This is a genomic window from Paenibacillus sp. FSL W8-0439 (genome assembly GCF_038008995.1).
Classification (GTDB): Bacteria; Bacillota; Bacilli; order Paenibacillales; family Paenibacillaceae; genus Paenibacillus; species Paenibacillus polymyxa.
This window is the reverse complement of sequence record NZ_JBBPAK010000001.1, coordinates 2,256,794-2,282,700: the sequence shown is the minus strand read 5'-3', so window position 1 is coordinate 2,282,700 and position 25,907 is coordinate 2,256,794. Positions and strand designations below refer to the sequence as shown.

Annotated in this window: 26 protein-coding genes; 6 read left to right on the top strand and 20 right to left on the bottom strand. The window is 44.3% G+C overall.

Translation table 11 applies throughout. The features are described from left to right. Positions 1-67: 67 nt before the first annotated feature. Complete coding sequence (gene uxaC, locus MKX36_RS10150; protein ID WP_025364705.1) at positions 68-1,492, bottom strand: glucuronate isomerase; 1,425 nt, start codon at positions 1,490-1,492, stop codon at positions 68-70. 515 nt (positions 1,493-2,007) lie between these two features. On the opposite strand from uxaC, the gene alsS reads away from it, so the two are divergent. Next, on the top strand, positions 2,008-3,717 hold the full coding sequence (gene alsS / locus MKX36_RS10145; RefSeq protein ID WP_026065499.1) for an acetolactate synthase AlsS: 1,710 nt from the start codon (positions 2,008-2,010) through the stop codon (positions 3,715-3,717). 163 nt (positions 3,718-3,880) lie between these two features. Beyond that, positions 3,881-4,627, top strand: coding sequence for an acetolactate decarboxylase (gene budA / locus MKX36_RS10140; RefSeq protein WP_340864594.1), 747 nt, complete (start codon positions 3,881-3,883; stop codon positions 4,625-4,627). A gap of 155 nt (positions 4,628-4,782) precedes the next feature. Here budA and MKX36_RS10135 read toward each other — a convergent pair whose 3' ends face one another. From MKX36_RS10135 to murI, 6 genes are all read right to left on the bottom strand, one after another. Then, complete coding sequence (locus tag MKX36_RS10135) at positions 4,783-5,268, bottom strand: tetratricopeptide repeat protein (protein WP_045243831.1); 486 nt, start codon at positions 5,266-5,268, stop codon at positions 4,783-4,785. A gap of 147 nt (positions 5,269-5,415) precedes the next feature. Further along, positions 5,416-6,396, bottom strand: a complete 981-nt coding sequence (locus MKX36_RS10130) for a S8 family peptidase (RefSeq protein WP_340864593.1) — start codon at positions 6,394-6,396, stop codon at positions 5,416-5,418. Between the two features lie 195 nt (positions 6,397-6,591). Then, complete coding sequence (locus MKX36_RS10125) at positions 6,592-7,986, bottom strand: MATE family efflux transporter (protein WP_019687056.1); 1,395 nt, start codon at positions 7,984-7,986, stop codon at positions 6,592-6,594. A gap of 68 nt (positions 7,987-8,054) precedes the next feature. Continuing rightward, on the bottom strand, positions 8,055-8,477 hold the full coding sequence (fosB, locus tag MKX36_RS10120) for a metallothiol transferase FosB (protein ID WP_167440917.1): 423 nt from the start codon (positions 8,475-8,477) through the stop codon (positions 8,055-8,057). Positions 8,478-8,518: 41 nt separating this feature from the next. Further along, the gene (locus MKX36_RS10115; protein ID WP_340864592.1) at positions 8,519-9,343 is read right to left on the bottom strand and encodes an aminoglycoside phosphotransferase family protein; all 825 of its coding nucleotides are present in this window, start codon (positions 9,341-9,343) and stop codon (positions 8,519-8,521) included. A 103-nt stretch (positions 9,344-9,446) separates the two neighbouring features. Further along, a complete protein-coding gene (gene murI / locus MKX36_RS10110) occupies positions 9,447-10,301 on the bottom strand; it encodes a glutamate racemase (protein ID WP_045243833.1) in 855 nt (284 codons plus the stop codon). A 239-nt stretch (positions 10,302-10,540) separates the two neighbouring features. Here murI and MKX36_RS10105 point away from each other — a divergent pair, with 239 nt between their 5' ends. Beyond that, positions 10,541-11,167, top strand: coding sequence for an FMN-dependent NADH-azoreductase (locus tag MKX36_RS10105; RefSeq protein ID WP_016821060.1), 627 nt, complete (start codon positions 10,541-10,543; stop codon positions 11,165-11,167). Positions 11,168-11,307: 140 nt separating this feature from the next. On the opposite strand, the gene MKX36_RS10100 is transcribed toward MKX36_RS10105, so the two are convergent. The 8 genes from MKX36_RS10100 to zwf form a co-directional block, all read right to left on the bottom strand. After that, positions 11,308-11,817 carry a hypothetical protein gene (locus tag MKX36_RS10100; RefSeq protein ID WP_017428339.1) on the bottom strand — a complete coding sequence of 170 codons (510 nt, stop codon included), beginning with the start codon at positions 11,815-11,817 and terminating at the stop codon, positions 11,308-11,310. Between the two features lie 174 nt (positions 11,818-11,991). Then, a complete protein-coding gene (locus tag MKX36_RS10095) occupies positions 11,992-12,147 on the bottom strand; it encodes a hypothetical protein (RefSeq protein WP_013370850.1) in 156 nt (51 codons plus the stop codon). A 511-nt stretch (positions 12,148-12,658) separates the two neighbouring features. Next, positions 12,659-13,744 (bottom strand): lactonase family protein, encoded by a 1,086-nt coding sequence (locus MKX36_RS10090; protein WP_340864591.1) that lies wholly within the window; start codon positions 13,742-13,744, stop codon positions 12,659-12,661. A gap of 69 nt (positions 13,745-13,813) precedes the next feature. Next, positions 13,814-14,260, bottom strand: coding sequence for an OsmC family protein (locus tag MKX36_RS10085; RefSeq protein ID WP_025364698.1), 447 nt, complete (start codon positions 14,258-14,260; stop codon positions 13,814-13,816). Between the two features lie 55 nt (positions 14,261-14,315). After that, on the bottom strand, positions 14,316-15,524 hold the full coding sequence (locus tag MKX36_RS10080) for an MFS transporter (protein ID WP_017428336.1): 1,209 nt from the start codon (positions 15,522-15,524) through the stop codon (positions 14,316-14,318). 384 nt (positions 15,525-15,908) lie between these two features. Further along, the gene (locus tag MKX36_RS10075; protein WP_017428335.1) at positions 15,909-16,583 is read right to left on the bottom strand and encodes an SOS response-associated peptidase; all 675 of its coding nucleotides are present in this window, start codon (positions 16,581-16,583) and stop codon (positions 15,909-15,911) included. Positions 16,584-16,740: 157 nt separating this feature from the next. Next, on the bottom strand, positions 16,741-17,634 hold the full coding sequence (gnd, locus tag MKX36_RS10070; protein WP_044785625.1) for a phosphogluconate dehydrogenase (NAD(+)-dependent, decarboxylating): 894 nt from the start codon (positions 17,632-17,634) through the stop codon (positions 16,741-16,743). 58 nt (positions 17,635-17,692) lie between these two features. Beyond that, positions 17,693-19,195 (bottom strand): glucose-6-phosphate dehydrogenase, encoded by a 1,503-nt coding sequence (gene zwf, locus MKX36_RS10065; protein ID WP_017428334.1) that lies wholly within the window; start codon positions 19,193-19,195, stop codon positions 17,693-17,695. Positions 19,196-19,486: 291 nt separating this feature from the next. Here zwf and MKX36_RS10060 point away from each other — a divergent pair, with 291 nt between their 5' ends. Together MKX36_RS10060 and MKX36_RS10055 are read left to right on the top strand one after the other, a co-directional pair. Further along, positions 19,487-19,807, top strand: coding sequence for a winged helix-turn-helix transcriptional regulator (locus MKX36_RS10060; protein WP_014599691.1), 321 nt, complete (start codon positions 19,487-19,489; stop codon positions 19,805-19,807). Positions 19,808-19,950: 143 nt separating this feature from the next. Then, on the top strand, positions 19,951-20,280 hold the full coding sequence (locus MKX36_RS10055; protein WP_250247184.1) for a hypothetical protein: 330 nt from the start codon (positions 19,951-19,953) through the stop codon (positions 20,278-20,280). Between the two features lie 10 nt (positions 20,281-20,290). Here MKX36_RS10055 and MKX36_RS10050 read toward each other — a convergent pair whose 3' ends face one another. From MKX36_RS10050 to MKX36_RS10040, 3 genes are all read right to left on the bottom strand, one after another. Next, positions 20,291-21,214 carry an NAD(P)/FAD-dependent oxidoreductase gene (locus MKX36_RS10050; RefSeq protein ID WP_167440913.1) on the bottom strand — a complete coding sequence of 308 codons (924 nt, stop codon included), beginning with the start codon at positions 21,212-21,214 and terminating at the stop codon, positions 20,291-20,293. 405 nt (positions 21,215-21,619) lie between these two features. Next, a complete protein-coding gene (locus MKX36_RS10045) occupies positions 21,620-22,600 on the bottom strand; it encodes an aldo/keto reductase (protein WP_107734197.1) in 981 nt (326 codons plus the stop codon). Between the two features lie 49 nt (positions 22,601-22,649). After that, entirely contained in the window at positions 22,650-23,615 is a 966-nt protein-coding gene (locus tag MKX36_RS10040) for an aldo/keto reductase (protein WP_330721395.1), read from the bottom strand. Between the two features lie 179 nt (positions 23,616-23,794). Here MKX36_RS10040 and MKX36_RS10035 point away from each other — a divergent pair, with 179 nt between their 5' ends. Continuing rightward, a complete protein-coding gene (locus tag MKX36_RS10035; protein WP_243208200.1) occupies positions 23,795-24,466 on the top strand; it encodes a TetR/AcrR family transcriptional regulator in 672 nt (223 codons plus the stop codon). A gap of 389 nt (positions 24,467-24,855) precedes the next feature. Here MKX36_RS10035 and MKX36_RS10030 read toward each other — a convergent pair whose 3' ends face one another. Together MKX36_RS10030 and MKX36_RS10025 are read right to left on the bottom strand one after the other, a co-directional pair. Beyond that, a complete protein-coding gene (locus MKX36_RS10030) occupies positions 24,856-25,458 on the bottom strand; it encodes a nitroreductase family protein (protein ID WP_340864590.1) in 603 nt (200 codons plus the stop codon). A gap of 106 nt (positions 25,459-25,564) precedes the next feature. Continuing rightward, the gene (locus tag MKX36_RS10025) at positions 25,565-25,843 is read right to left on the bottom strand and encodes a hypothetical protein (RefSeq protein ID WP_025364693.1); all 279 of its coding nucleotides are present in this window, start codon (positions 25,841-25,843) and stop codon (positions 25,565-25,567) included. Positions 25,844-25,907 lie beyond the last annotated feature (64 nt).

Sequence of the window (25,907 nt, the reverse complement as noted above, 5' to 3'; positions counted from 1 at the left end):
GGGTACAAGCTCCTAGCAAGAGCTCCTTTTCTCTGAAGTTAGTGAGTCCTCACTTTAGAATGTAGCGTCACTTACTATGAACAACCGTTGGGAAGTTAAAATATTGCTCGGCGTTATTGTAGCAAATATTTTGTACCATGGCTCCGAGCAGTTCCAGATCCTCAGGGGCCTTGCCCTCCTGAACCCACGTTCCGATTAAATCGCAAAGGATACGGCGGAAATATTCATGACGTGTGTAAGATAGAAAGCTGCGCGAATCCGTCAGCATGCCAATAAAGCGGGATAGCACTCCGTAATTAGCCAGCAACTTCATCTGCTCCTGCATACCTTCGATATGGTCATTAAACCACCAAGCGGTACCAAACTGGATTTTCCCTACTGTACCGCCGGATTGGAAACTGCCTGCGAGACTTGCCAATACTGGATAGTCAACCGAATTAAGCGAATACAAAATGGTTCTTGGCAATCCTCCTGCCAGTTCCTGTGCGTCCAGTAATGCTGCCAGTGGACGGGCGAGGGAACCATCATTAACAGCATCGTAACCTGTATCCGGTCCCAAACGACGGAACATCGCAGTGTTGTTGTTACGCAGCGCGTGAATATGGTACTGCATCGCCCAGCCGTGTTCTGCATACTGTTTGCCAAGGAAGACCAGCACGTACGACTTATATTTCGCCTCTTCCAAAGGAGTCACACGGCCTTCCTCCAGCCCCTTGCTGAATATGGCTGCTGCTTCCTCCGGTGTTGTTTCTTCAAAAACTACAGTATCCAGCGCATGATCAGATACCCGACCTCCGGCAGCATGAAAATGGCGCACCCGGCTTGCCAGCGCATTCAAAAATCCTTCAAACCCGGAAACGTCCAATCCGCTGACTTCACCCAATCGAGCCACCCATGGCTGGAAGGTTTCACGATTAATTTCCAAAGCTTTGTCGGGGCGGAAGCTTGGCAACACAGCTACTGGGAAATCGGTCAGCTTGCTGATTTGTTTGTGGTATTCGAGATGGTCGGTCGGATCATCCGTGGTGCACACGACAGTTACCTTCGAGTTCACAATCAGATCACGTGCCCCATAGCCCGGCCCCTGCAGCTTTTGGTTTACCTTTTCCCAAATCACAGGTGCGTTCTGTTCATTCAGCAACTCGTAGACACCAAAAAAGCGTTGAAGCTCCAAATGTGTCCAATGGTACAACGGGTTGCCGATCAATGTAGGTACAGTTTTGGCCCAGGCCAGAAACTTATCATAATCTTCACCATCACCCGTGATCAATCGCTCCTCGACCCCATTGGCCCGCATAAGTCTCCACTTGTAATGATCACCGTACAACCAAGCTTCCGTAATATTCTTGAATTTTTTATTTTCATAAATTTCTTGTGGACTTAAATGACAATGATAGTCAATAATCGGCATATCCTTGGCATATTGATGATACAAGGTTTCAGCCGTTGGATTGCTCAACAAAAAGTTTTCGTCTAAAAACGTTTTGGTCATTACTTTCTCATCCCTTCTATAATCGTGTTTCTTAATTAATTGTTAACGTTAACAAAAATATTCGAGCTCTACTTACCTTTTAACAATTACATTCTCCATAACATAGAAATCCACGTGGTTATACAGGATGAAAAAGCTATAATATGATTTCTGTACATCCTATCACGCTGGATTACTTCACCTTAAATTTAATGTTTACGTTAACAACAATTACATTGTAACCGCTATCCTTTGTAGAGGAAAGTGATTTTTATCATGTGAGCGGATAAAAATGATCTGCCCCCATTTGAGGAGAACTGTTCTAAACCTTCTCGATGACTGAGACCATAAGAAAATTCCACAAATTTTAATTTCCGCGATAAATCAAACTTTGAAAACGTTTTATACGATTTTCTCTTTTTTTCTGAAAATTTCTTTCTTGAAAATACCAGTTATTGTATTATAATTGCAATATACATCCATTGATTTACATTGAAAGTATTTCATTAGTTTATTTCACACACGAAGAAGAAGAGGTGGTAGCATTGAGTACAAAAGTGCAAGCTGTTCAAACTAAAACTAAAACCAAATCCGATACAAAAGGAGCCGACCTTGTTGTCGACTGTTTGATTAAGCAGGGGGTTACGCATATTTTTGGCATTCCAGGTGCCAAAATCGATTCTGTTTTTGATGTTCTTCAAGATCGGGGTCCAGAATTGATCGTATGCCGCCATGAACAAAATGCCGCCTTTATGGCAGCAGCGGTCGGTCGATTAACTGGTAAGCCGGGTGTATGCATTGTTACCTCGGGTCCAGGCGCGTCTAACTTGGCGACAGGACTTGTCACCGCGAATGCAGAAAGTGATCCTGTCGTCGCCATTGCAGGTGCAGTCCCAAGATCGGAACGCCTGAAACGCACACATCAATCTATGGATAATGCCGGACTATTCGAACCTATCACTAAATACAGTGTAGAAGTAGAACACCCTGATAATGTACCGGAAGCCATTGCTAATGCATTTCGGATTGCGACCTCAGCCCAGCCTGGAGCCACATTCGTCAGCCTGCCGCAGGACGTGTTGACTTCGTCATCCGAAGTAACAGTCATTGAGAAGGTTTCCCTTCCCCAGCTTGGGACTGCACCCGCCGAGCTCATCAAACAAGTCGCAGACCAAATCAGAAAAGCCAAACTGCCCGTACTTCTTCTCGGTATGAAAGCCAGCACGCCTGAAGCCACCGCAGCTATCCGTGCTCTTATTCGAGATACAGATCTGCCTGTTGTCGAAACCTTCCAGGCCGCTGGAGCCATCTCCCGTGAACTGGAAGACCACTATTTTGGAAGAGTGGGGCTGTTCCAAAATCAACCGGGTGATATGCTGCTTGGAGCCGCAGATTTGGTACTGACGATTGGCTATGATCCTATCGAATACGACCCAAAAAACTGGAACATCCCGGCAAATCGAACACTCATTCATCTGGATGACCATCAAGCCGATATTGATCATGATTATCAACCGGACTACGAGTTAATCGGGAACATAGGTCTGATTGTGAGTGGCCTCGCAGAAGAGTTGCCTACCTTAAAGCTACCTAAATCCTCCTGCGACCAATTGAATCGTCTACGCCATGATCTGAACGAGCAAGCAGCTGTTCCAGCCCACAAGCATGATTTTCTGATTCATCCATTACAATTTATTCGCACACTTCGCAGTCTGATTGATGATAACGTCACAGTCACCTGTGATGTCGGTTCACACTACATTTGGATGGCACGGTATTTCCGTTCGTATGAACCGCGACGCCTGCTATTCAGCAACGGAATGCAGACGTTGGGCGTAGCACTGCCTTGGGGGATTGCCGCTACACTCGTCAACCCCGGTCAAAAAGTCGTGTCTATTTCTGGAGACGGAGGATTTCTGTTTTCATCCATGGAGCTCGAAACCGCTGTACGTCTTAACTCACCGCTAGTGCATATTGTATGGAGAGATGGTACCTATGACATGGTCGCCTTTCAACAACAGATTAAATACGGCAGAACGTCTGGCGTAAAATTTGGAGATGTCGATGTCGTGAAATATGCGGAAAGCTTTGGGGCCACCGGATTACGCGTCCACTCTCCTGAAGAACTGGAAAACGTATTGCAGCAAGCTCTTCATACGGATGGCCCTGTGGTCGTTGATATTCCGATTGATTATCAAGATAATATCCAGTTGGGACGCAAACTGCTACCAAATCAATTAAACTAACTTTTACCGAGACTTTCTCGTGACGGTTTCGTGACAATTAAAGAGCAACACGTTATTTTTTATAATTTTTTTGAGCTATTTGTGTTATTTACTGAAACATTACGTTTATTATTGAAAAAGAAAGAAAATGAATGCATACAATTACAAAAGGAAGTGTATTACCATGACCGTTGCAGGACTGGAAACCAAGCAAGAAACTGATCATGATATTTACCAAACGTCCACTATGCTTGCTCTATTAGATGGTCTTTATGATGGAGTTGTTGCCTTTGATGAGCTGCAAAAGCACGGGGATTTCGGAATTGGTACCTTTGATCAACTGAATGGCGAGATGATCGCGTTCGATGGTGAATTTTATCACTTGCTTCCAGACGGTACGGCCCATCGCGTAAAACCGGAAGAAACTACTCCGTTTTCCACCGTCACCTTTTTCCGCGAAGATTTCACATATACTATTGACCATCCCATGCATCGTGAAGAGCTGGAAGCTTTGCTGCTAAAGCTGTTTCCAAGCCGTAATCTGTTCTATGCGTTCCGTATGGATGGCACTTTTCGTGAAGTAAAGACACGTACTGTGCCTCATCAAGTGAAGCCTTACAAACCATTTATCGAAGCAACCAAGTCACAGCCTACCTTTACTTTTAATGACGCTTCCGGCGTGATCACAGGCTTTTGGACACCTGCTTATGCCCAAGGGATTGGAGTAGCCGGATTTCATCTCCATTTTATTAATGATGAACGTACTGGAGGCGGGCATGTTTTTGATTTTGTTGTCGACAAGTGCACAATCCGTATTTGTCAAAAATCCAATCTACATCTTGTGCTGCCCGATACACCAGATTACTTGAAGGCTAATTTGTCCAGAGTAGACTTGGAGAAAGAAATCGCTGTTACTGAGGGTGCGCAATAATCACAGCATATAGCTCGTCCAGGTAGGCCCCTACAGCTAGAAAATAAAAAGCAAAAGATCACAGTCAGAAAATGAGGCTACTGCTCTCTGACTGTGATCTTTTTATGTAGGCAACATATATACACAATGCCGCTTATGCTCTCACTCCGGCCTACTTATTCCTCGATCTGGTCTAACTTATCAGCATAATATTGAATGGCACGGGAGTACTCCTGTAATGTTATGTCTGCGGTCGTTTCAGCCAACTCCATGAGCAGCCCCTCCATGGCCTTCCCGTGTTCCCCCAGATTATATAACACCATAGCGTAGAATACCCGAAACGGTCTGTAATCCGGAAATTCGTTCATTCCTGTGTCCAACCACGCTTTCGCCTTGGCGTAATCCCCTATTACACGATATGTACTGCTTAATCCTAGGATGGCTCCTCTCCTGGAATCTGCGGCTAATGCCATACCTAGGCTTTTTTCATAAAAGGGAACCGCCTCCCTTTCCATGCCCAATACGTCGTGCGTCCAGGCTGTCTGATACCATAACTCCGCTTCTTTCGGCTCCTGCTCAAGGGCCTTTAATAAAAGCTCACGTGCTTCCATTGCCTGTCCTGTACGTCTTAGATCGCTGACTTTTGCAATCATTTGTTCCATGCTAATTCCCCACTTTTTTCTTGACTATTTCCTTGAGATACATGTTACCCGACATTTGAATACGATGTAAATGGAGATTCTCAAATATAATGAAGCGCACAAAAAGACTCTCCGCTTAGGAGAGTCGTTATAGTCCGTTGTTACGACTTATTTAACCTTCAACGATGCTGTACTCAATATTCCCGCTACACGTTGCGTGTCGAAAATACAGGAAAGCTCCTCCACTGCTGTCAAGTACAGCAGGCCGTTGCCCTCCAGCTTAGGAGAATTGCCGAGTGGAATTGTGCGTTTGATGAGTTGGGCGTATAATTCCGGTTCGGTGAGATCACGCTCAAAGCTCGCATTCGCCAGCTGCTTAATCAACGCCAATGCACCTGCTACGTGCGGAGTAGCCATCGATGTTCCGCTAAAGGTCGCATATTTCCCGCCCGGAACTGTGGACAAAATATCTTCTCCTGGTGCAACCAAATCCACCTCATTATTAGAATTACTGAACTCTGAGGCGTGTCTGTCAAAGTTGATAGCACCTACGCTGATCACTTCATTATAGCAGCCAGGGTAGCCGAGCTCGTCCGTTCTGTCGTCACCGTCTCCCTCATTTCCAGCTGCACAGATGACCAGGATTTGGCTGGCTACAGCCTTTTTTACTGCTTCATGAAGCTCAGGCACATCCTCAGGGCCACCAAGCGACATTGAGATGATGTCTGCCTTTTGCTCAATCGCATAATAGATACCTTGGATGATCCAGTCATATTGACCGGAGCCCTGCTTGTTTAGCACTTTGATGATGAGCAGATCTGCCTCTGGGGCGACACCTACGACACCATTCTCATTTTCCGCTGCCGCAATGGTTCCTGCCACATGTGTACCGTGACCGTTGTAATCCTTGAAAATTTCCAGATCACCTTCATCATCATCCGTGAAATTGCGGCCACCAATAATGCGTGCCTTCAGATCCGGATGGTCCGCATCACAGCCCGTGTCCAGCACCGCCACCTTTACTCCTCGGCCTCGAGTCTGGTTCCATACCGCAGGTGCCTGGATCATCTCCACCCCTCGCGGTATTTCATTCACTTGTTGCTCCTGCTTGATCACTTGGTAAGGAATGATATGCACTTTACGTTCCATCTTATTCCCTCCTTCATGGATTCAATTGGAAACCATCCGTCTTTGAAACTTTGAAAACCTCTACTGCATTCGAGGTTACTATATTCTAGCAATTTTTGAAAAGTTTGAACATCCCAATTTGCTTATTTTTGCAAAAAAAAAACAGACATCAACCAAATCAATTGGGAAATGTCTGCTCTAGTCCCTCTATGAGCCTTAGATTGATTCCGCTTGTAGCTCAGCCTTAGATAGCAGCGATTTGTGCTGCCATTTCCGGCCTTTCCAGCGTAAATAGTGAAAAATACCTCGTACCCATTCATCGCATGCATGTGCTATCCACACACCCAGCACACCATATCCCATATGAATGCCTAGCACATATGCTAGCGGGATTTTGATCCCCCACATTGAAATAATGGCCATCATTAAGGGGAACTGAACATCTCCTGCTGCTCGCAGAGAGTTAATGACCACGTGATTGAACACACGGCCCGGCTCCAGCAATATACAGAACAACAAAATCGCTGCCCCTAATTGAATGATCGCTGGCTCGTCCGTAAAGATCGCCATCACTTCATATCGGAAAAAGGATACAGCCACGATCACAGCAATCGTAATGACTAGTGACCATTTCAGGCTTCGCAAAAGTTGATGATATGCTTTTTCCTTGTCTCCTGCTCCAATCAGGCGAGCCACAATAATTTCGGTTCCCTCGCCGACGGCCATCCCAAATACCATAAAAAAATACACAATCGTATTCGTATAGAAATGAGTTGCAATCGCTGTTGTACCCATAAAGCTGACAAATCGGGTCACCATCATTTGACTAAGCTGATAAGAAAGCCATTCTAGTCCGGCAGGAATCCCAATTTTAAGGATCGCCACCAGCTTGCTCCATTGAAGCTGTACATAATATTGGATACGAATCGGCGCACTTACACGTTTGTACAGCAGGATAAAAATCCACACACATGCGACGACGCGGCTAATAACCGTTGAAATCGCTGCTCCCGCCACTCCCATTTGCGGCAGACCAAACCAGCCGTATATGAGCAATGCATTTCCCACAACATGCAATATATTCATGCCGATGCCTACGATCATCGTATCTTTGGTAAAACCATGCGAGCGAATGACCGGCCCTGCGGTTAGCATAAGGGCTTCCAAAAAAAGCGAACCCCCTGCCAGCATCATATAGATTTCTGCATTTTCCTTAATGGTCGGAGTAATATGATAGAAGGATAGTAAAAAATCCCGGCTCACGATAAACATCAAACTCAGCGCCAGGCCAAATACCAGATTAAAGGTTAGTGCCGATGCGGTAACACGGCTTGCGTCCACATGCTTTTGCGCACCTAATAACTGAGCAATGATCACACCTACTCCAAGACCAAGCAGATTGAAGAGTATAATCGTAAATTCAATTAACTGTCTGGATACACCAACAGCCGATACAACCTCATCTGAAACATGGCTAAGCATGAACGTATCCACGCTACCCATCAAAATATGAAATAGCATTTCTATGAAGATCGGCCAAGTAATCGCGAAAACCGTCATCGTTTTAACGGCCTGCGCTTGCTTGGAGCCACTTTCCTGCGACAATGACATACTTCTGTATTCCTCCCGCTTCCGTATGTAAATCCAAATTTACTCATACATTTTTTGATAACGCTTACTTATTCGTAAAAAGTCATATGTTTTTTATCATTTTTATAATATTCCAAGCGGTCCTGCAATTGTCCTGTGTGGAATTCGAACTTGTGTCCGTCTGGATCTGTAAAATAGACTGATCTTTTATCCTGTTCATTTCGCTCCCGTCCGGGCAGAATAGGGACATTAAGAGTTTTCAGCTTGTTTAGCATACTTTCAAAATCCGCTTCCGCTACTGAAAATGCAATATGCGTGTAGGAATGATGAATTTCATTTCTCGGAATATCCTCTTCCACATTGAGAGCCAACCACATTCCCAGGCAATCCAGATAAGCCAGCTTGCGTCCTTTAACGAGCAATTTTCCATCTAGTACATTCTGATAGAATTGTATAGACTTATCCAAATTAGACACCGAAAAGCAAATGTGATTCCATCCTTGTATGCTCATGCTTCCTATTCCTTTCAGCGAACCCTGTTCAGCCAGTAATTTCATGCTTCTGTATATTGGTCTAGATCTTCCGGATGATGGCGAATGCAGGTAGCTATACGAAAGTATAATCCCTGTAGCACTTCCCTGTTCAGCTCATATTCCCCTGTCATCTCTGGACTAAGCTTCTCTACTGCCGGCAAAATGGTATCGATGGTCAGCCTATCCGGTGAAGAACAAAAGGCATATATCAAATCATACAGAGGTTCTCCCACCACTGGATCAGGGTCAATAATACCTGTCAATGTACCATCTTCGGCAAACACAAAATTATGTACTCCGAAATCGCCATGAAGCAAATATTTAATATTCCGCTGCGGTGATCCGGCCACAAGAGTATGGATGAACCGATGATTTTCTGAGGGTAAGACGTCTTGTATAATCTTTTCGGATTCTTTTGTTCTGTGGAGCAAAAACTCTCTCCATTCCACAAACGGATGATCCGAATAACCATACTTGCGTTCCTCTCGAAGGGATTTGTAGTGTGCAATGACCTCTGTCGCCAGACTGAGCAGCAAATCACCCTTATTTCTTTCACTATATTGTCTAGTGAACCCTGGCTTGAACGCATATACCAAATAACGATGCAGCGAATCTACATAAATCACTCGAGATAGCTTCTCAATCTGTGCATAGGTTAGCAAAAATTCTGCCTCGGCTTTTACAATCGCGGGATCATTTTGCTTAATGACATATCGTGGTCTGGTACCGTCCATGACAACAACCACTTCACTCGAAGTTCCGCCAGTCAGCGGTTTGAGATTTTGCATATGGCTTTCAAGCACGCCTGCTTCATACAGCTCATTCAGGATAAATTGAATGTCCATGTAAAACCTCCCTATGCATCTGATCCATAAATAATACGACAAATAATGCGGCTGGCGCTTCGGATTGCTAATCTAGCCCACCTGTTCGCCAGCCATTCTTTTCTTACAAATATATTTTTTCATGCTCCGCATAGATTTCAAGCGCCCGCTCCATCTTATGGACATAGGCCTTATCCTGACTGGTACATAGAAAAGTGACATGTCCCTCCTGCAATTGGCCCGTTGTCAACGGAGCTGCCAGTAAATTACGCTCGGACAGCACCTGTTTCAAGCGTTTGACCGTTCCCTGGCTCCCATCAATGAGCTGAATATGAGAAGGCAGCAGTTCTCTCAAAATTTCCTTATAAAATGGATAATGTGTACATCCCAATACGACCGTACCATAGACGTCTAAGTTAAACGAAGACAGCTTATGGTTAAAATAATTGAACAATTCCGTACGGTCAAAATTCAACTGTTCGCAATATTGTACGAGCTCCGGCAAAGGCAATGAGTCCACACTTCCGTGATCGTCAACTCTGGATACTAGTGCCGCATAACCGGATTGTTTTAATGTCAACGGTGTCGCCAGCACCAGAACTCTTTTACCATTGGCTCGGTTCATCTCGACCGCTGGCTTCACGGCTGGTTCCATTCCGATAATCGGAAATTTATATTCCTTCCTTAGCTCCGCCACCGCGATACTTGTAGCCGTATTGCAGGCAATCACCAATGCCTTAATATCCTCTTTTAGAATCGTTTGCACCGAAGCCTTGACATAACCAAGCACCTCTTGGGGTGTTTTCGTTCCATAAGGAACATGAAGCGTATCCGCCATGTAAACAAAATTTTCGTTTGGCAAACGTCTTAGCGCCTCAGACAATACTGTAATTCCACCCAATCCCGAATCAAAAAAACCTATCTTCAAGCTACTCACCTTTTTTCGTTCAACTATGGTGTTAAATCTTGATGGCACCATGTTCATTTCCTTCCTCGCCTATCCAAGCACACTCTTCATTAGACTTTACATTTAAATTTTACCGCAAAACTGATATTTTGCAAAAGAAACACGTAAATTTCACAGTGTAAAAAATAAAGCAGCTTTTCAAAGTAAATTTAATATAGAAGTGTTGACAGATATTATCTTTATATTGTAATATTACGTGGTAACTTACTAACTAAACTTACTTATTCAACTTACTTAGGGGGAAATAAATCATGTCTAAAGTATTATTTGTCAAAGCTAATGATCGTACAGCTGAAGAATCTGCAACAGTTAAATTGTATAACGCATTCGTGGAAAGCTACAAGTCTTCCCACCCATCTGATGAAATCACTGAACTGGACCTGTTCTCCGTCGAGCTTCCTTATCTGAACGCTAACATGATCAACGGCACGTTCAAATCCGCAAGAGGCATGGAGTTGAACGCAGAAGAAGCTCGCCTGGCAAACATCGCTAATGGTTACCTGGATCAATTCTTGGCAGCAGACAAAGTCGTATTTGCTTTCCCGCTCTGGAATATGACGATTCCAGCTGTACTGCACACATACATTGACTACCTGAACCAAGCTGGTAAAACATTCAAATACACTGCTGAAGGTCCTGTAGGTCTTGTAACTGACACTAAAGTAGCCCTGTTGAATGCAAGAGGCGGCGTTTATTCCGAAGGGCCTGCTGCTGCTGCTGAAATGTCTTTGAACTTCATGAGCAACATCTTAACCTTCTTCGGTGTTAAAGACATTGTGAAGGTTGTACTGGAAGGGCATAACCAAGCTCCTGACCAAGCACAAGAGATCGTTGCTTCTGCCGTACAACGTGCAGTAGACGCAGCAAAATCGTTCTAATTATATATATGAAGAAAAGAGGATGTCCGCACCCTTGATGGGATGGAAATCCTCTTTTTTTTGCTACAAAATACAAAAACACGTGCTCCCCTGATCTGTGATCAAGTAAGAAGCACGTGTCTGTATGAGCTTACCTCTATTTAAGGAATGAACTGCTGCACGATTTTTACAACCTTACCGTCACGAAGCGTAACATGGTATGGAAATTGGCTGAGGTCCAGAACATCCTTTTTAGCAAAATCCTTCTCAAACTGTGCCAAAGGGATGGATTCGTTCCATTGCACGTCTGTGTCTTCTATATTCCCTGTGTGGTCATAAATCTGCACCTCTACCGTAGCATCTGGTGCAACCTGATACACGTCATTTTGTACGGAATTGTTTACGATGTAGTAGCCATCCGGCGCTCCATCCAATCCTGTATTTCCTTCATGCTCCACAAATGCTTTGTCTGCTGCTGCGCCTTCGTACCATTCAATCGGGTCTGCTGACAAATAAATTTGTCCATCGCGAATGTCCATTTGGTTTATATATACGGTCTCCTGATTTTCAGCAGCTGCTACAGGTGTGTAGCCTTGCGCTGTTGCCCCTGCCGTCGTAATCAGCATCATCATCAAAGTCAATACGGTCCATTTCGAAGCTAATTTCATCATGTCTGATCTCTCCTTGCCGTTTGGGTATGTACACGGTGTCTGTAAGCTTCATTACCCTTGTGTACCTATCATAAACTTTGAACGGTTAAAAAGTGTATCAGATACATAAAAAATAAGTTACGATTTTTTAAGACTTGGTCTTAAAACTTGATGACATGTCCTAATTTACCTTTGTTATTTTAGTAATCCCACCTGACGTGCCTGTTCCTCGGTGAGAATAAACTCTTCATTTTGCCATACCTCGTCCTCTTTGGTTACAGCAAACATCCCCATAATCTCTGTCCAGATTCCTTTGTCGGCGGCTTCCTTTTGTGTAATGATTATTTTCATATGAATCCCATCCTCCTCAAGAATGCGTGCAATGTGTAGCCCACTGCGCAAACAGATGGTTTCTCCGATCGCTACTCCAAATCCAACTGCCCGCTTCGTTACTCAGCTTATCCTTGCCATTATCATCTTTCATGAATTTATCCAAAACAACAACGATCTAACAAACTGATACCAATACTCAGACTAAAATATATCTTTTCGTTTCAAAGCTCCAACCCTTATATATGGGAGCCACAGTGCTTGTCCTAAATTGCAAAAGGGATAACTGTTCCGCTTATAACATATGTACCCTTTTCCCACCGAGATTATTCGTATTTTATTTATGATCTTAAAACTTTATATTACTTCCGTGGGTAATGATCTATTTGGAACGACTGGGTATAAAATAAAAACGGCTGCAGTTATCCTACAAGCCGTTTCTACTAATAAATTTTTATGTTTGGTCCGTTTCTCGTAGCGGTCACGAGCCGCATACCGTTACTTCAATAATTCTGATGTTTTTGCCCTATTTTTACACGGAAAAGTAAAAAGGCTGTACGCATACAGGCTTGGACACAGTTACTTGTTGTCCTGTGTAAGTCAAGCGACCGCTTGCCTTGTCCACTTTGAAGGTAACAATATTGTTGGTGTCGCGGTTAGCCACGAGCATATAATCACCATTAGGTGTCAAAGCAAAATGACGCGGATGCTCGCCTTCAGCAGATACATGCTCCACTAGACTCAGCTTGCCTGTTGCAGCGTCTACAGCGTACACTACGATGCTATCATGTCCACGGTTGGAACCGTAAAGATAAGCTCCATCCTGTGAGATCGCAATTTCTGCAGTTGTGTTTTCGCCAGTAAAGTCAGACGGCAATGTCGGTACACTCTCCAGCTCAGTAAGCTTACCAGCTTCTGCATCATATGCGAAAGAAGTAATGGAAGAATCCACTTCGTTAATAACAAAAGCAAATTTACTGTTCGGGTGGAACGTCAAGTGACGTGGACCTGCACCTGCATGGGTTTTTGTTTCACCGTGCAGCACCAGTTGCCCCTTGTTGTCATCAATGGTATAAATACGGATCAGATCCAGTCCAAGATCTTGTACGAACAGGAAGCGGCCGTCCGGGCTAAAGAAGCTGGAATGTGGATGTGGACGATCCTGACGCTCAGGATGCGCTCCTTTGCCCTCGTGCTGTTTAACATCCAGCAACTCACCGATACGTCCGTCCTCAGTCAGAGAGACCAGCCCTACCATACCTCCGTGGTAGCTGACCACAATCAGGTAACGATCGGATGGATCACGCTGAATATGACAAGTTGTGGAGCCTACGTTTTCCGCACGATTTAGCAATGTAAATGTGCCTTTAACCGGGTCAATTTCAAAAGCAGAGGCTTCGCCTACCTTCGCTCCTGCAGCGGAAGTTGTCTCGCCAATAGAATACAGCTTCCGATTTTTAACGTCCACATTTAGGAATGTAGGATTTTTTAAGCCGGAGAACTCATCCTGTAGTGTCAGGGCTCCTGTCTGTTCATTAAAAGTATACGAATAAACTCCGTTACCTTCCAATTCGGCGTAAGAGCCTGCGAATACGAGCAATTTTTGTTGTGCTGTCATGGTTGTGTCCTCCTTGGATTAAAAAAATGATGGGCAATTGGAATGATTGCTCCTGTTACAGATATTGCTTTAAGAGGCGCGCTCCACCACAGGCTCTGTAGACAATGCTACATTTCCTGCTACGGCACGCGAGATCATGCATGAGGTTTCAGCCTGCTCTGCAAGGCGCAATGCTTGTTCGATTTGTGATTCTGCTGCATCGACGGACAATAGAACTCGCGGACGATGCACGATTCGGCGATATGTAAAAATGTTGTTCGTTACATCGACGATCCCTTCCGATTCCAGTGCCAGTGATACCACCGGGAGACTGGCACGCTCCATCATCGCCGCCAAAGTAATCAGATAGCAGGTAGCAGCTGCACCGAGCAGCATTTCATCCGGATTGGTGCCCACACCAGGGCCTCCCATCTCAGCCGGAATCGAAATCGCTGTTTGCAACTGTCCGGCCTCAATACGCCCGTCGCTGTTGCGCCCCCCGTTCCAGTCTGCCTTGAGCAGAAAGGTATGCTCCATTTCAGGTCACTCCTCTCTCTTGTATTATGAATCTTTACACAGGTGAATGTAAAGGTTAGTCAATCTCCTGATTTTTAGTTTCGGTACCCAGCAACCATACAGCAACTGCTCCGATCAGGATCGCTACGAAGAAAATCGCAAAGATAGATGGTAACGCTATGCCTTGTCCTACGAGTATACCAACCACAAAAGGCCCGATTACGCCCCCAATACGGCCAAATGCAGCTGCCATACCCACACCGGTAGAACGGGCAGACGTTGGGTATAGCTCCGGGGTATAAGCATACATGGCGCCCCATGCACCGAGATTAAAGAAGGACAAGCAGATACCAGCAGCCAGCAGCATCCCTGCCGTTTCCGAAGTTCCAAACCAAATAGCGGACACTGCTGTGAGCAACAAGTAGATAATTAGTACAAATTTGCGACCCAGCTTTTCAATCAGATAGGCAGCGGTAAAATAACCTGGTAATTGTGCAAGTGTCATGATTAGGACATACTCAAAGCTTTTAACCAGCTCAAACCCTTTCATAAACATTATGCTTGGCAGCCACAGGAACATGCCATAGTATGAAAATACAACTGTAAACCATAAAATCCACAGCATTAGCGTAGACTTGCGATGGGGTCCTGACCAAATCGCAGCCAAGCGTGCACGTAACGGAAGTTTGACGCTTTGCTGTTTGTATCGCGGTGAATCCTCAATAGCTCTGCGCAAATAAAGAGCGTACAGGGCAGGTACTGCGCCGAGAATAAAGGCAAGCTGCCAACCATATTTCGGAATAACAAAATAGGCAATAAGAGCCGAAAGAATCCAACCTGCCGCCCAGAAGCTTTCCAGCAGCACAACCGCTCTCCCTCGTTCTTTCACAGGCACTGATTCTGACACCAGTGTCGAAGCAACAGGCAATTCTCCACCTAAGCCTGCGCCAGCAATAAAACGCAGCACCAGCAGCATACCGAGGCCTGTAGCCAAAGCAGACAAGCCACTGGCAATGGAAAAGATCAACAGTGTCCACACTAATATAGCGCGTCTGCCGTAACGATCTGCCAAAATCCCTGCCAAAGCAGCCCCAAATACCATTCCTATCGAATTCATTGCAGTCAGCAGACCAATCTGCTCTGATCCGAGATGCCACTCCTTAGCCAATGCTGCAACTATAAATGAGAGCAGCCCCACATCCATAGCATCAAACAGCCAGCTAAGTCCTGCACTAAACAGCAATTTCCTTTTTTTGGCTGGTGGTAATGAAGTTAATTCACTCATGATCCGCTCTCCCTTAAAAATGCATCGTATGTAGACGTATATTCAGGTGTCTTGTCACCTGTAGTCCAGACTCTATTGTACCGCAAGCTTCCTCAATCCGCGAGCATTTTAACGCAGAAAAAAACGGAAGATTGCCTACGGCAATTCTCCCGCCTTCTGGAACCTGCCACTTACCGGTTTTGGACCAGACCGATGATCGTCACCATGAGCACCAGCAGCTGGATGAGTGTATCGTTACTCATTCCAATCGCCTCCATCCCATATGAGATACTCCTTCGGCCGTTTCCCCTCTCCCCGGATTATGACGCTTGTTCCCCACTACATACCTATGCAGGTGGCGGGAAGCTTATGATCAATATTAGACACAAATCTTCAAACATACATTTAAGGTTTAATCCAGGACCACTGCAAATCCATTTCCTGAATGCATTCACGACTATCATGTTCATCATTGGCCACCAGCGGGGTCACCGGATAGATGCTCATATCACCTTGCTCATACGTGCGCAATAAAGGCAGCAACTCATCAATGTTCTGGAGCGACGGATCTAGCCATGAATCTATTTGGTCTACTTCCAAAATAGCGGGCATACGGCTGTCAAATTCACGTATATCCGTATTAGCTTGAACCGTCATCATCGTACAGGTGCGTAACGGTTCCTTTCGGCTATCCTGCCATATCTCATATAGCCCCGCGACCGCAAACATTTTCTGTTCCGGCAATACCACTCGGACGGCACACATGCGTTTTCCTAATTTTCGCCAATAATAAAATCCATTGCACGGAATAATACAGCGACGGGTTTCCGCCATCTTGCGATAACTGGGATTTACCCGAACGGTATTCAGGTCTGCATTGACACAATCCTTGCCCCAATAGGGAATAAATCCCCAGCGAAATTCATCAAGCACCCGTTCTCCATCCTGATGCAGCACGATTGGAACATGCTGGGTGGGACTCATGTTATAACGTGTTTTATAATAATACATGACACGTTGTATACCAAAATGATCCCTGACCTCATCCAAATCTGCCGATAACGAAAATCTTTTGCACATATGCAATTCATCCCTCCGCCTTTTTTTACCTATTGTGCGGATATACAAGGAAAAATATGCATAAGGAAGAATTTTACAAAAATCTGATACTCAAAAACATATAGCAATATCCCCGCAGTCATGAAGCTACGGGGATAGATACTAACTTATATCGTTATTACTTCTTCTCTACAGCGTGGCCGCCAAATTCATTGCGCAGTGCAGCAACTACTTTTCCGTTGAATGTATCGGCATCCAGCGAACGGTAGCGCATCAGCAAGGACAAGGCAATGACCGGAGTTGCTGCCTGAAGATCCAGTGCTTCCTCAACTGTCCATTTACCTTCGCCGGAAGAGTGCATAACCCCACGGATTTCCTCCAGGTTTGCATCTTTGGAAAATGCGCGTTCTGTCAAGCCCATCAGCCAAGAGCGGATAACGGAACCGTTGTTCCACACACGCGCTACTTGTTCGTAATCAAAGTCAAAGTTACTTTTCTCCAGCACTTCAAAGCCTTCACCGATGGATGCCATCATGCCGTATTCCACACCATTGTGAACCATTTTCAGAAAATGTCCGCTACCGGATTTACCTGCATACAGATATCCATTTTCCACCGCTGTATCGCGGAAAATAGGCTCAACAACTGCCCAAGCTTCTGGATCGCCACCGATCATATAACAAGCACCGTTGCGCGCGCCTTCCATACCGCCAGAAGTTCCTGCATCCATGAAGCTAATACCATATTCTTTCAGACGGGCATGGCGAGCAATGGACTCTTTGTAATGAGAGTTTCCGCCTTCGATAATGATATCTCCTTTGGACAACATCGGTTGAAGCTGATCCAGTACAGAATCAACAATTTGGTGAGGAACCATAATCCACAGCACTCTAGGGGATTGAGTTGCTTGCACAAGCTCTTCCAAAGTAGAAGCACCCTTAGCTCCATATTCCTTCATTTCTTGGATTGCAGCTGCGTTGACGTCATAAGCCACAACTTCATGCTTATGATCGATCAGGTTTTTTCCAAGATTCAAGCCCATTTTTCCCAAACCAATTAATCCTACTTGCATTATAAAGGCCTCCTGCCGTAGCAAATATATATTTTGTATACACTTTTTTTATGTTGGGTTAAGCACGAACGACTGCTTTTTCAGAGCTTTCGGACTTTTCGTCCAACCACCATGTAAAGCCTTGTTCTTCCAACAATTGATCTGAAGCTTCTGGACCGTAAGAGCCTGCCGCATACGTGTGAAGCGGAACTTCACCACGGGCAAAAGCTTCCAGTACTGGTTGAACCCACACCCATGAAAGCTCCACTTCGTTCCAATGAGCAAAAAAGGTGGAATCACCGCGCAGCGCATCATAGATGAGGCGTTCATAGGCTTCTGGAACATCCTTGGCCTCGGAATGATAATTCATCAGAATCGTCTCCAGCTGGCCATTGTTCAGCGGATCTCTACTGTTCAAACGAAGTGTTACTTTTTCATCCGGGTTAACATGGATGATCAGCAAGTTCGGGTCTGTAGGCTGCCCTTGAGCAGCATAAGGATCTGTGTTGTCCTTTTTAAATTCCACGACGATACGAGTGGATTTTTCTTTCATGCGTTTGCCAGTACGAATATAGAACGGCACACCCGACCATTGTTCATTATCAATCCAAAGACGAGCTGAAATGAACGTATCATTTTGCGAATCAGGTCCGATGTCCGGCTCTTCTTTGTAGGATGGAACTGCTTTTCCGTTGATTTCACCTTCGGTATATTGTCCTCTAACTACGTTGGATTTAATATCGGAAGGATCGAGGGCACGAAGCGCGTCCATCACCTTACTTTTCTCGTCCCGCACCTGGTCAGCTGTGATATGTCCCGGTTTGTCCATCGCCGTCATCATCAGCACCTGCAGCATGTGATTTTGTACCATATCACGAATAGCACCGGAGTGATCGTAGTATCCTGCTCGCTCCTCTACACCTACAGTCTCAGATGCGGTAATTTGCACATTGGCAATGTACTGGTTGTTCCATATCCCTTGAAGCAATGGATTAGCAAATTTCAAGGCTTCCAGGTTTTGAACCATGGGCTTACCTAAGTAATGGTCAATACGATAAATCTCATCCTCAGCAAAAGTTCTGCTCAGGCGATCATTCAGCTCACGTGCCGATTCCAAATCATGCCCAAATGGTTTTTCAATAATGAGTCGTTTCCAACCCTTCGTTTCAGCTAAACCACTTTCCCGAATATTGTGGGCAATCACATCAAAAAATTCCGGTGCCACCGATAAATAAAACATGCGGTTCCCCGGAATTCCCAAGTCATTTTCACGTTGCTCAGCAAGCTGTAGCAGCTTTTTATAATCTTCCGGGTGGTTAACGTTCAATGCGCTGTAACGGAAAGCACTTAAGAACTGATCCATCTGTGCACGGTCTTCATTCACATGTCTGGAAAAATCCTTAATGGATTGCTCTACATTACTTTGAAATTGCTCGTCTGCCACTTCACGACGCCCCATCCCAATTACAGAAAAGGAAGCCGGAATTTTACCTTCTACAAACAAATTATACAAGGCAGGGTAAATTTTGCGTTTGGCCAAATCCCCTGTCGCTCCAAATAAGACAAATGTCATTGAATCCATGAAATATTCCTTCTTCCCATTATAAAAGATGAGGTTATTAAAAGTTACCTGAGGAATTAACGTAACCCATAATACACCCAAAATAAGGGGCAAGTCAATCAAATTTTAGCGAAATCGTGAACATTCGATATATCCTGTAATGATAACGTTTTCTGTGGTATGATTGACGATAGGAAAGAGAAAAAACTGTTAAAATTGTCACAGTTGATACAATGCATTATAGTTACTATTGGTATACAGAGTTACTTTTAGTATACTGTTTAAAACAACAATGAAATTGAGGGGATTCAGATGAGCGACGACAGGCAGCCTAAGCTTTTGTGCGGTAAGGTGGAACAGTCCTTTCAGATCATCAGCAAAAAATGGACCGCTCTCATCATTCATACTTTGATGGAACATCCCAAACGATTTAGTGAAATTCAAGTCTCCATACCTGATCTTAGCAAACGCATGCTCAACGAGCGCATCAAGGAACTAGAGCTTTCCGGCCTAATCCTTCGCAATGTCATCACAGAGCGGCCTGTGCGTACCGAATATTCGCTGACACGTAAGGGTAAAGAGCTAGGTGATGCATTGAATGGTGTGGAGAGCTGGGCCGAAAGATGGCTCTAACCGCTAACAGGAGATCGCCAAACACGCTCTCCTGTTATTGTGTTACTCCATGTGGATCATAATACAAGCAATAGGACGAAAATAATGGGACAACCACGCAATAGCTCATGATTTCAGTAATGAGCCAGGAAAGGATGAGACCGATGGCATTTGGCATCACCCGACAGGAACTACTGACCTGGAAAAGAGAGGTCAGCCGTGGCGAGATTGCTTTTCTAACGCATTATTGGCTGGATGACCGCTTTCCAGGCATTACAACTGTCACCAAGGTGGGCTGTTCTGACTTGAATAAGCTACGCTCATGGTGCAAGCTCAACGGATTGGACCCCCAGTATATACATCAGCGTCAGCCCTATCCTCATTTTGATCTCATCGGTAACAAACAGACGGAAATTTTACGCAAGTATGGCATGAGCGATCAACTAAGACGCTTCGAGCCTCATCTTCAACCAAGTACACGCCCATCGTTCTAGACCGCAGCTCTCAGAGTTGCGGTATTTTTGTTTTCATACCAGATAATACCTTGTGTATCCAGATCGCTGACATAGCTCCTTCTCCCATTGCAACCGTCGCTTGCTCGGCATGAGCCCCTAAGTCTCCGGCCACCCAAACATTTTCCACGTTTGTCATTTTGCTGCGGGGATGCGTCTCAATATGCTTGTTATGCAGCAGATGCACACCCAGTTGCTCCGCCAGCTCTGAATGAACATGGTTGCTTCCAAAGGCTAAGAAGCCCCGCTCTGCTCGAACCACTTGTCCATCAGCCAGCCGCACTCCTTCAAAACAGCCCGGTTGTCCCGTGATAATCTCAGAAATGGTTGCTTCCTTATATTCAATCCCTTTTTCCCGCAGCTTCACGATCAGCTCGTCCGGTACTTCTGAACGCTCATGATTGACATAGACAAGGTGATCGGTACGTGCCGACAAAATCAAGGCCATGGAAGCTCCCGCTTTGCCCGCCCCCATGACGACTGTACTGCGATCCTGGACCTCATACCCGTCACAGTCCGGGCACACATATACACTGTTGCCCAAGCAGGCTTGTAGCCCTTCCAGCTTTGGAAAACGGTCCGTCAGCCCTGTGGCCAATAACAGCGTTTTTGACGTATAAACTGACCCTGTCTCCATTTCAATGTCAAAAAGCTCATCTCTCTTGGTCGCTTTTATCGCCTTACCATCAACAAATTCAGTGCCTAGCCTCGTGGCTTCACTACGTCCAAGCCGTCGTAGCTCTTCACCAGAAATCCCATCAGGAAAGCCCAAAATATTATGATACTGATGGCACAGCGTAGATCGACCATAGCCCGAATCGATCACCAGCACCCGATGACTGCTGTATCTGCCCAATTGAATGGCTGCTTGCAATCCGGCAATTCCCCCACCGACAATAATGCAATCGTAGTTCATGTCCTAATTCCTCCTTCAAATACGCGCAAATGCTAAACATCTGCAAAAAAAGCAATCACACTTATGTAAACTTCTCATCCAATTTCAAACATAATATCACCCACTTACGGATGAATTAACCTCGTGCTCTATGTATTCCAAAGGTCACACTCCTTAAAAAATGGAATGGCAAACAGCACTGAGGATTATCTGCAGTGCTGTTCTCAGGTCGAATCTGAATCATTATACTATTGTGATCATTGTTTATAAAAATGGCCAATACCTTTTAATATCTCTGCTATAGCTCTTTCTCAAACTCTAGAGTTAAGAAGTTATAAACCATTAACAGGCCCCTTGGGCTTGATAATGGTCATACTTTCTATTATAGCTCATCCCAATATTACCAATTGTTTGTGAACAGTAAGATTAAGCATCAAGAGCGCTCATATCCAGATGAGCAGCTCCGAATGCAGCTCCCTTAGGAACTGCTTCATCGATTCGCTTCAAATCTTCTTGTGTAAGCATTATTTCTGTAGCACTGGCATTTTCCTCCAAGTACTTTCTACGTTTCGTTCCTGGAATTGGAACAATGTCGTTTCCTTGTGCCATTAGCCAAGCTAATGCCAATTGGGAGGGCTTAATGCCTTTCTCGGTGGCTATTTCTTCAATAAGCTTTACGAGATTCAGATTTTTGATGAAATTCTCCCCCTGAAAACGGGGCGAGAACCTTCTGGCATCGTCTTCCGCTAGGTCTTCGAACTTTTGGATTTGACCTGTTAGAAATCCGTACCCGAGCGGACTGAAGGCGACAAAACCAATCCCGAGCTCGCGACATACTGCCAAAATGTCATCTTCTACATCGCGACTCCAGAGCGAATACTCCGACTGCAAAGCAGTAATGGGATGTACCGCATGTGCGCGCCGAATAGTTGCCACGGAGGCCTCAGACAACCCAATATGACGGACTTTGCCCTCACGTACCAGTTCGGACATGGCACCAACCGTTTCTTCAATAGGAGTATCAGGATCGATCCGATGTTGATAGTACAAATCGATATAGTCTGTGCCAAGTCGGCGAAGACTGGCGTCGCAAGCCGCTTTAACATATTCGGGACGACCATTCACGCCAAGATTTGCACCGTCATCGCTTCGCACAACTCCGAATTTTGTTCCCAGAATGACTTTGCTACGCAGCCCTTTCAAGGCTTTGCCGATGAGCTCTTCGTTATCACCTACGCCATACATATCCGCCGTGTCCAGAAAATTTATACCCAGTTCGATAGAACCGTGCAGTGTACGGATCGATTCTGTTTTGTCACGACCACTGTAGAAATCGGACATACCCATGCAGCCTAGTCCAAGTGCCGAAACCTCCAAGCCGCTTTTGCCTAGCATTCTTTTCTTCAAAAGATTCACGCCTTTCTATTAAATTAAATGATATGGTGTCAATATCTTCTTATAAATTAACTTGTTTCATTCCTTGCTCAGGCATACGTTCACCATATGCTGTTGGACTAACAGCATCAATACGGGCTAAATCTTCAGAAGTAAGCTGAATGTCAACAGCACATGCGTTTTGTTCTAGATATTTTCGGCGTTTCGTACCTGGAATTGGCAACGCGCCATTGGCCATTGTCCAGGCTAGCGCTAATTGTGGGACAGTACAGTTTTTCTCTTTAGCAATTTCACTAAGCTTGTCTACTATATCAACGTTTTTCTGAAAGTTATCACCTTGAAAACGAGGTAGATATCTACGAAAATCATTATCATCAAGATCCTCAAATTTTCGAAGTTCGCCGGTGATGAATCCCCTGCTTAGAGGACTGTAAGCTACAAAAGTAATTCCCAGTTCTTTAATGGTAGGAAGAATCTCCTCTTCAATGTCCCGACTCCAAAGAGAATATTCCGATTGTAATGCGGAGATTGGATGTACCGCATGTGCTCGGCGAATCGTAGATGCGCCGGCTTCAGAAAGACCAAGATAACGTACTTTTCCTGCTTTAACTAGACCAGCCATAGCACCAACCGTCTCTTCGATTGGGATATCAGGATCGACTCGATGCTGATAATAGAGGTCGATATAATCAATATCAAGACGCCGTAAGCTTTCATCGATTGCTTTTTTAATGTAATCAGGATGTCCCCCGATAAACTCCCAATCAGGTCCAAATGAAAACTTAGTAGCGACAATCGCCTGCTCTCTGCGCCCCTTCAGTGCTTTGCCTAAAAGTTCCTCATTATGTCCTTTGCCATACGTATCAGCGGTATCAAACAACGTTATTCCAAGATCTAAAGCTCGATGTATCGTTTTAATAGACTCTTCATCATTTATGGTTCCATAAATACCCGGAGACATTCCCATCATACCCAATCCAATAGAAGAAACAACAAGATCACTATGGCCAAGTTTCTGCGTTTTCATTTAAATCATCCTCACTTTAAGTAGTTAACTGCCCATTCATCTTACCACACAAAGTATATAAATTAAACACTTTATATAAAAAACGTCTATTTAATCAAAATAATATGTGATGTATCTGTTATTATGGATTTAGGGTATAATTATATATTCAGATTACAATGAACATGGGGGTTTATGATTTGAGTAGCAAAATTAACAATTGTGATAAAATGAATGAGACGCGAAATAAGCTTATTACAAAAATCCTTCCTTACTTTCGAAAAAATGACCTTCAATCTGCTCGAATGGATGAAATCGCAAAAGTGATGGAGATTAGCAGAGCGACTTTATATAAATACTTCTCAACTAAAGAAGAAATAATCTTATACATCGTGGATGGTTTTGTAGATTACATGAATGAACTGACTTCAAATTCTTTAGATTCAGATCAAAATTTTGGTATTCGATTCCAACAAATATTTGAACAATCTGTCTTGCTTGTCGAATACTTTACAGATGTTTTCTTAAATGAACTCGAAAATAGTTATCCAGATTCTTATGATCGATTGAATGAAGCCATGAAGCAGCGAGAACAGCAAGTATTGACTTTCTATGAAGAAGGCGTTCGAAAAGGCATTTTTTATAATATCAATGGCAAGCTGCTAATCATGCAGGATGAACTTCTTCGAAGTCTGTTTAATGTCAAATATTTAATGACAAACCAAATAACCATTCAACAAATTTTATATGATTATTATCAATTAAAGAAAATTCAGTTATTTAAACCCGAAAAAATTTCAGCTGTCGATGATGAAGTCATGATGCCGAGAATTGAGTATTTGGCTCAAAAGATTATAAAAAATCTTTTTTGATTCATAGTGAGCATCAATCACCCTCTGCATCAATTCTTCCAGTTCCTCCTTTTCGTTTATCGTCTCACTTACTTCTATGATTTGTTGTTCATAACCGTTTGGTGAAATTCCAGCCGCTTGGACTTGCAGTAGCCCATTTTGACTGCCGCATAAGAGTCGATCCCGAAAGGGCGAATTTTCGCCCCTTAACGTACCGGTATGAATCTTAGTAGATATTCGGGTGAGTGCCGAAGGCGGTGAGGCTTGCCCGGATTTCCGCTTAAATGAATTGGCAGGCTGTACTATATGAAAGTAAAAAGGTGAGCATGAATATCCAATAAAAAAAACCGCCGGCGGCGGTTTTTTTTATTGGATATTGGTTATAGGTTATACGAAAATCCGCAAAACCCTTACTTAAATGTTTTTACGCGTTCCTCAATCGGCTGGAATTCCTTATCACCTGGTTGGAATGTCGGTTTACCAAATGGCATTTCAGCAATCAGTTTCCAATGCTCAGGAATGTTCCATTCATTTTTCACTTTTTCGTCGATCAAAGGATTATAGTGCTGAAGAGATGCGCCCAATCCTGCTTGCTCCAGAGCCGTCCATACAACCAGTTGCAGCATACCGTTAGATTGATTGGCCCAGATTGGGAAATTGTCCGCATACGCTTCGAATTGTTGTTGCAGACCAGCTACCACGTTGTTGTCTTCAAAGAACAAGACCGTTCCGTAACCGCTGCGGAAACCGTTCATTTTCTCAGCAGTAGATTTGAATTGTTCTTCATTGCCTACCACTTCCCGCAAAATATCTTCTGTAATATTCCACAGTTTGTCATGATGCTCTCCGAGCAACACTACAGCGCGTGAAGTTTGGGAATTGAAAGAGGTAGGTGTGTACTTCACAGCTTCCTCTACGATCTCTTGAATCCGTTGGTCAGAAATTACTTGTTCTTTGCTAATGCCATAATAGGAGCGTCTGTCTTTCAGAGCTGTGAAGAAGTCTTTAGTCATTTTGTTACCTCCTGAGAAAAATTAATTACTTTTCGTAACTTAATATACATCGTATATATCTTAAAGTCAAGAGATTTCTTTTTAAATATTACCAGTTAGTCGAAAATTATACGCCGCCATTATATTTTTTCTCACTAGAAGAGGTGTGCTTGGTTACATCCTTGTCTCTCTCCTCTTGTCTTTCCATCTTTAAATCCTCTACGGGAATGGCATCTACCGTCTGCTCGATTTCAAAACGGTCGAACAAGCTTTCCTGATCTGTCGGATACTGCTCTGCATGATCACGATTAATCGGCTGTTCCTGATGTTTAGATTCCGTTGTCTCTTTCCCCGTCTGGCTTTTTTGCTCATTCTCACCGTGTAGCTTATCTTCAAATGGGTTCATCTTTCTTCCCTCCCTATCGGATTGGTATCCACAGTATACTTTTACCTTTCAGGTTGGGGATTAA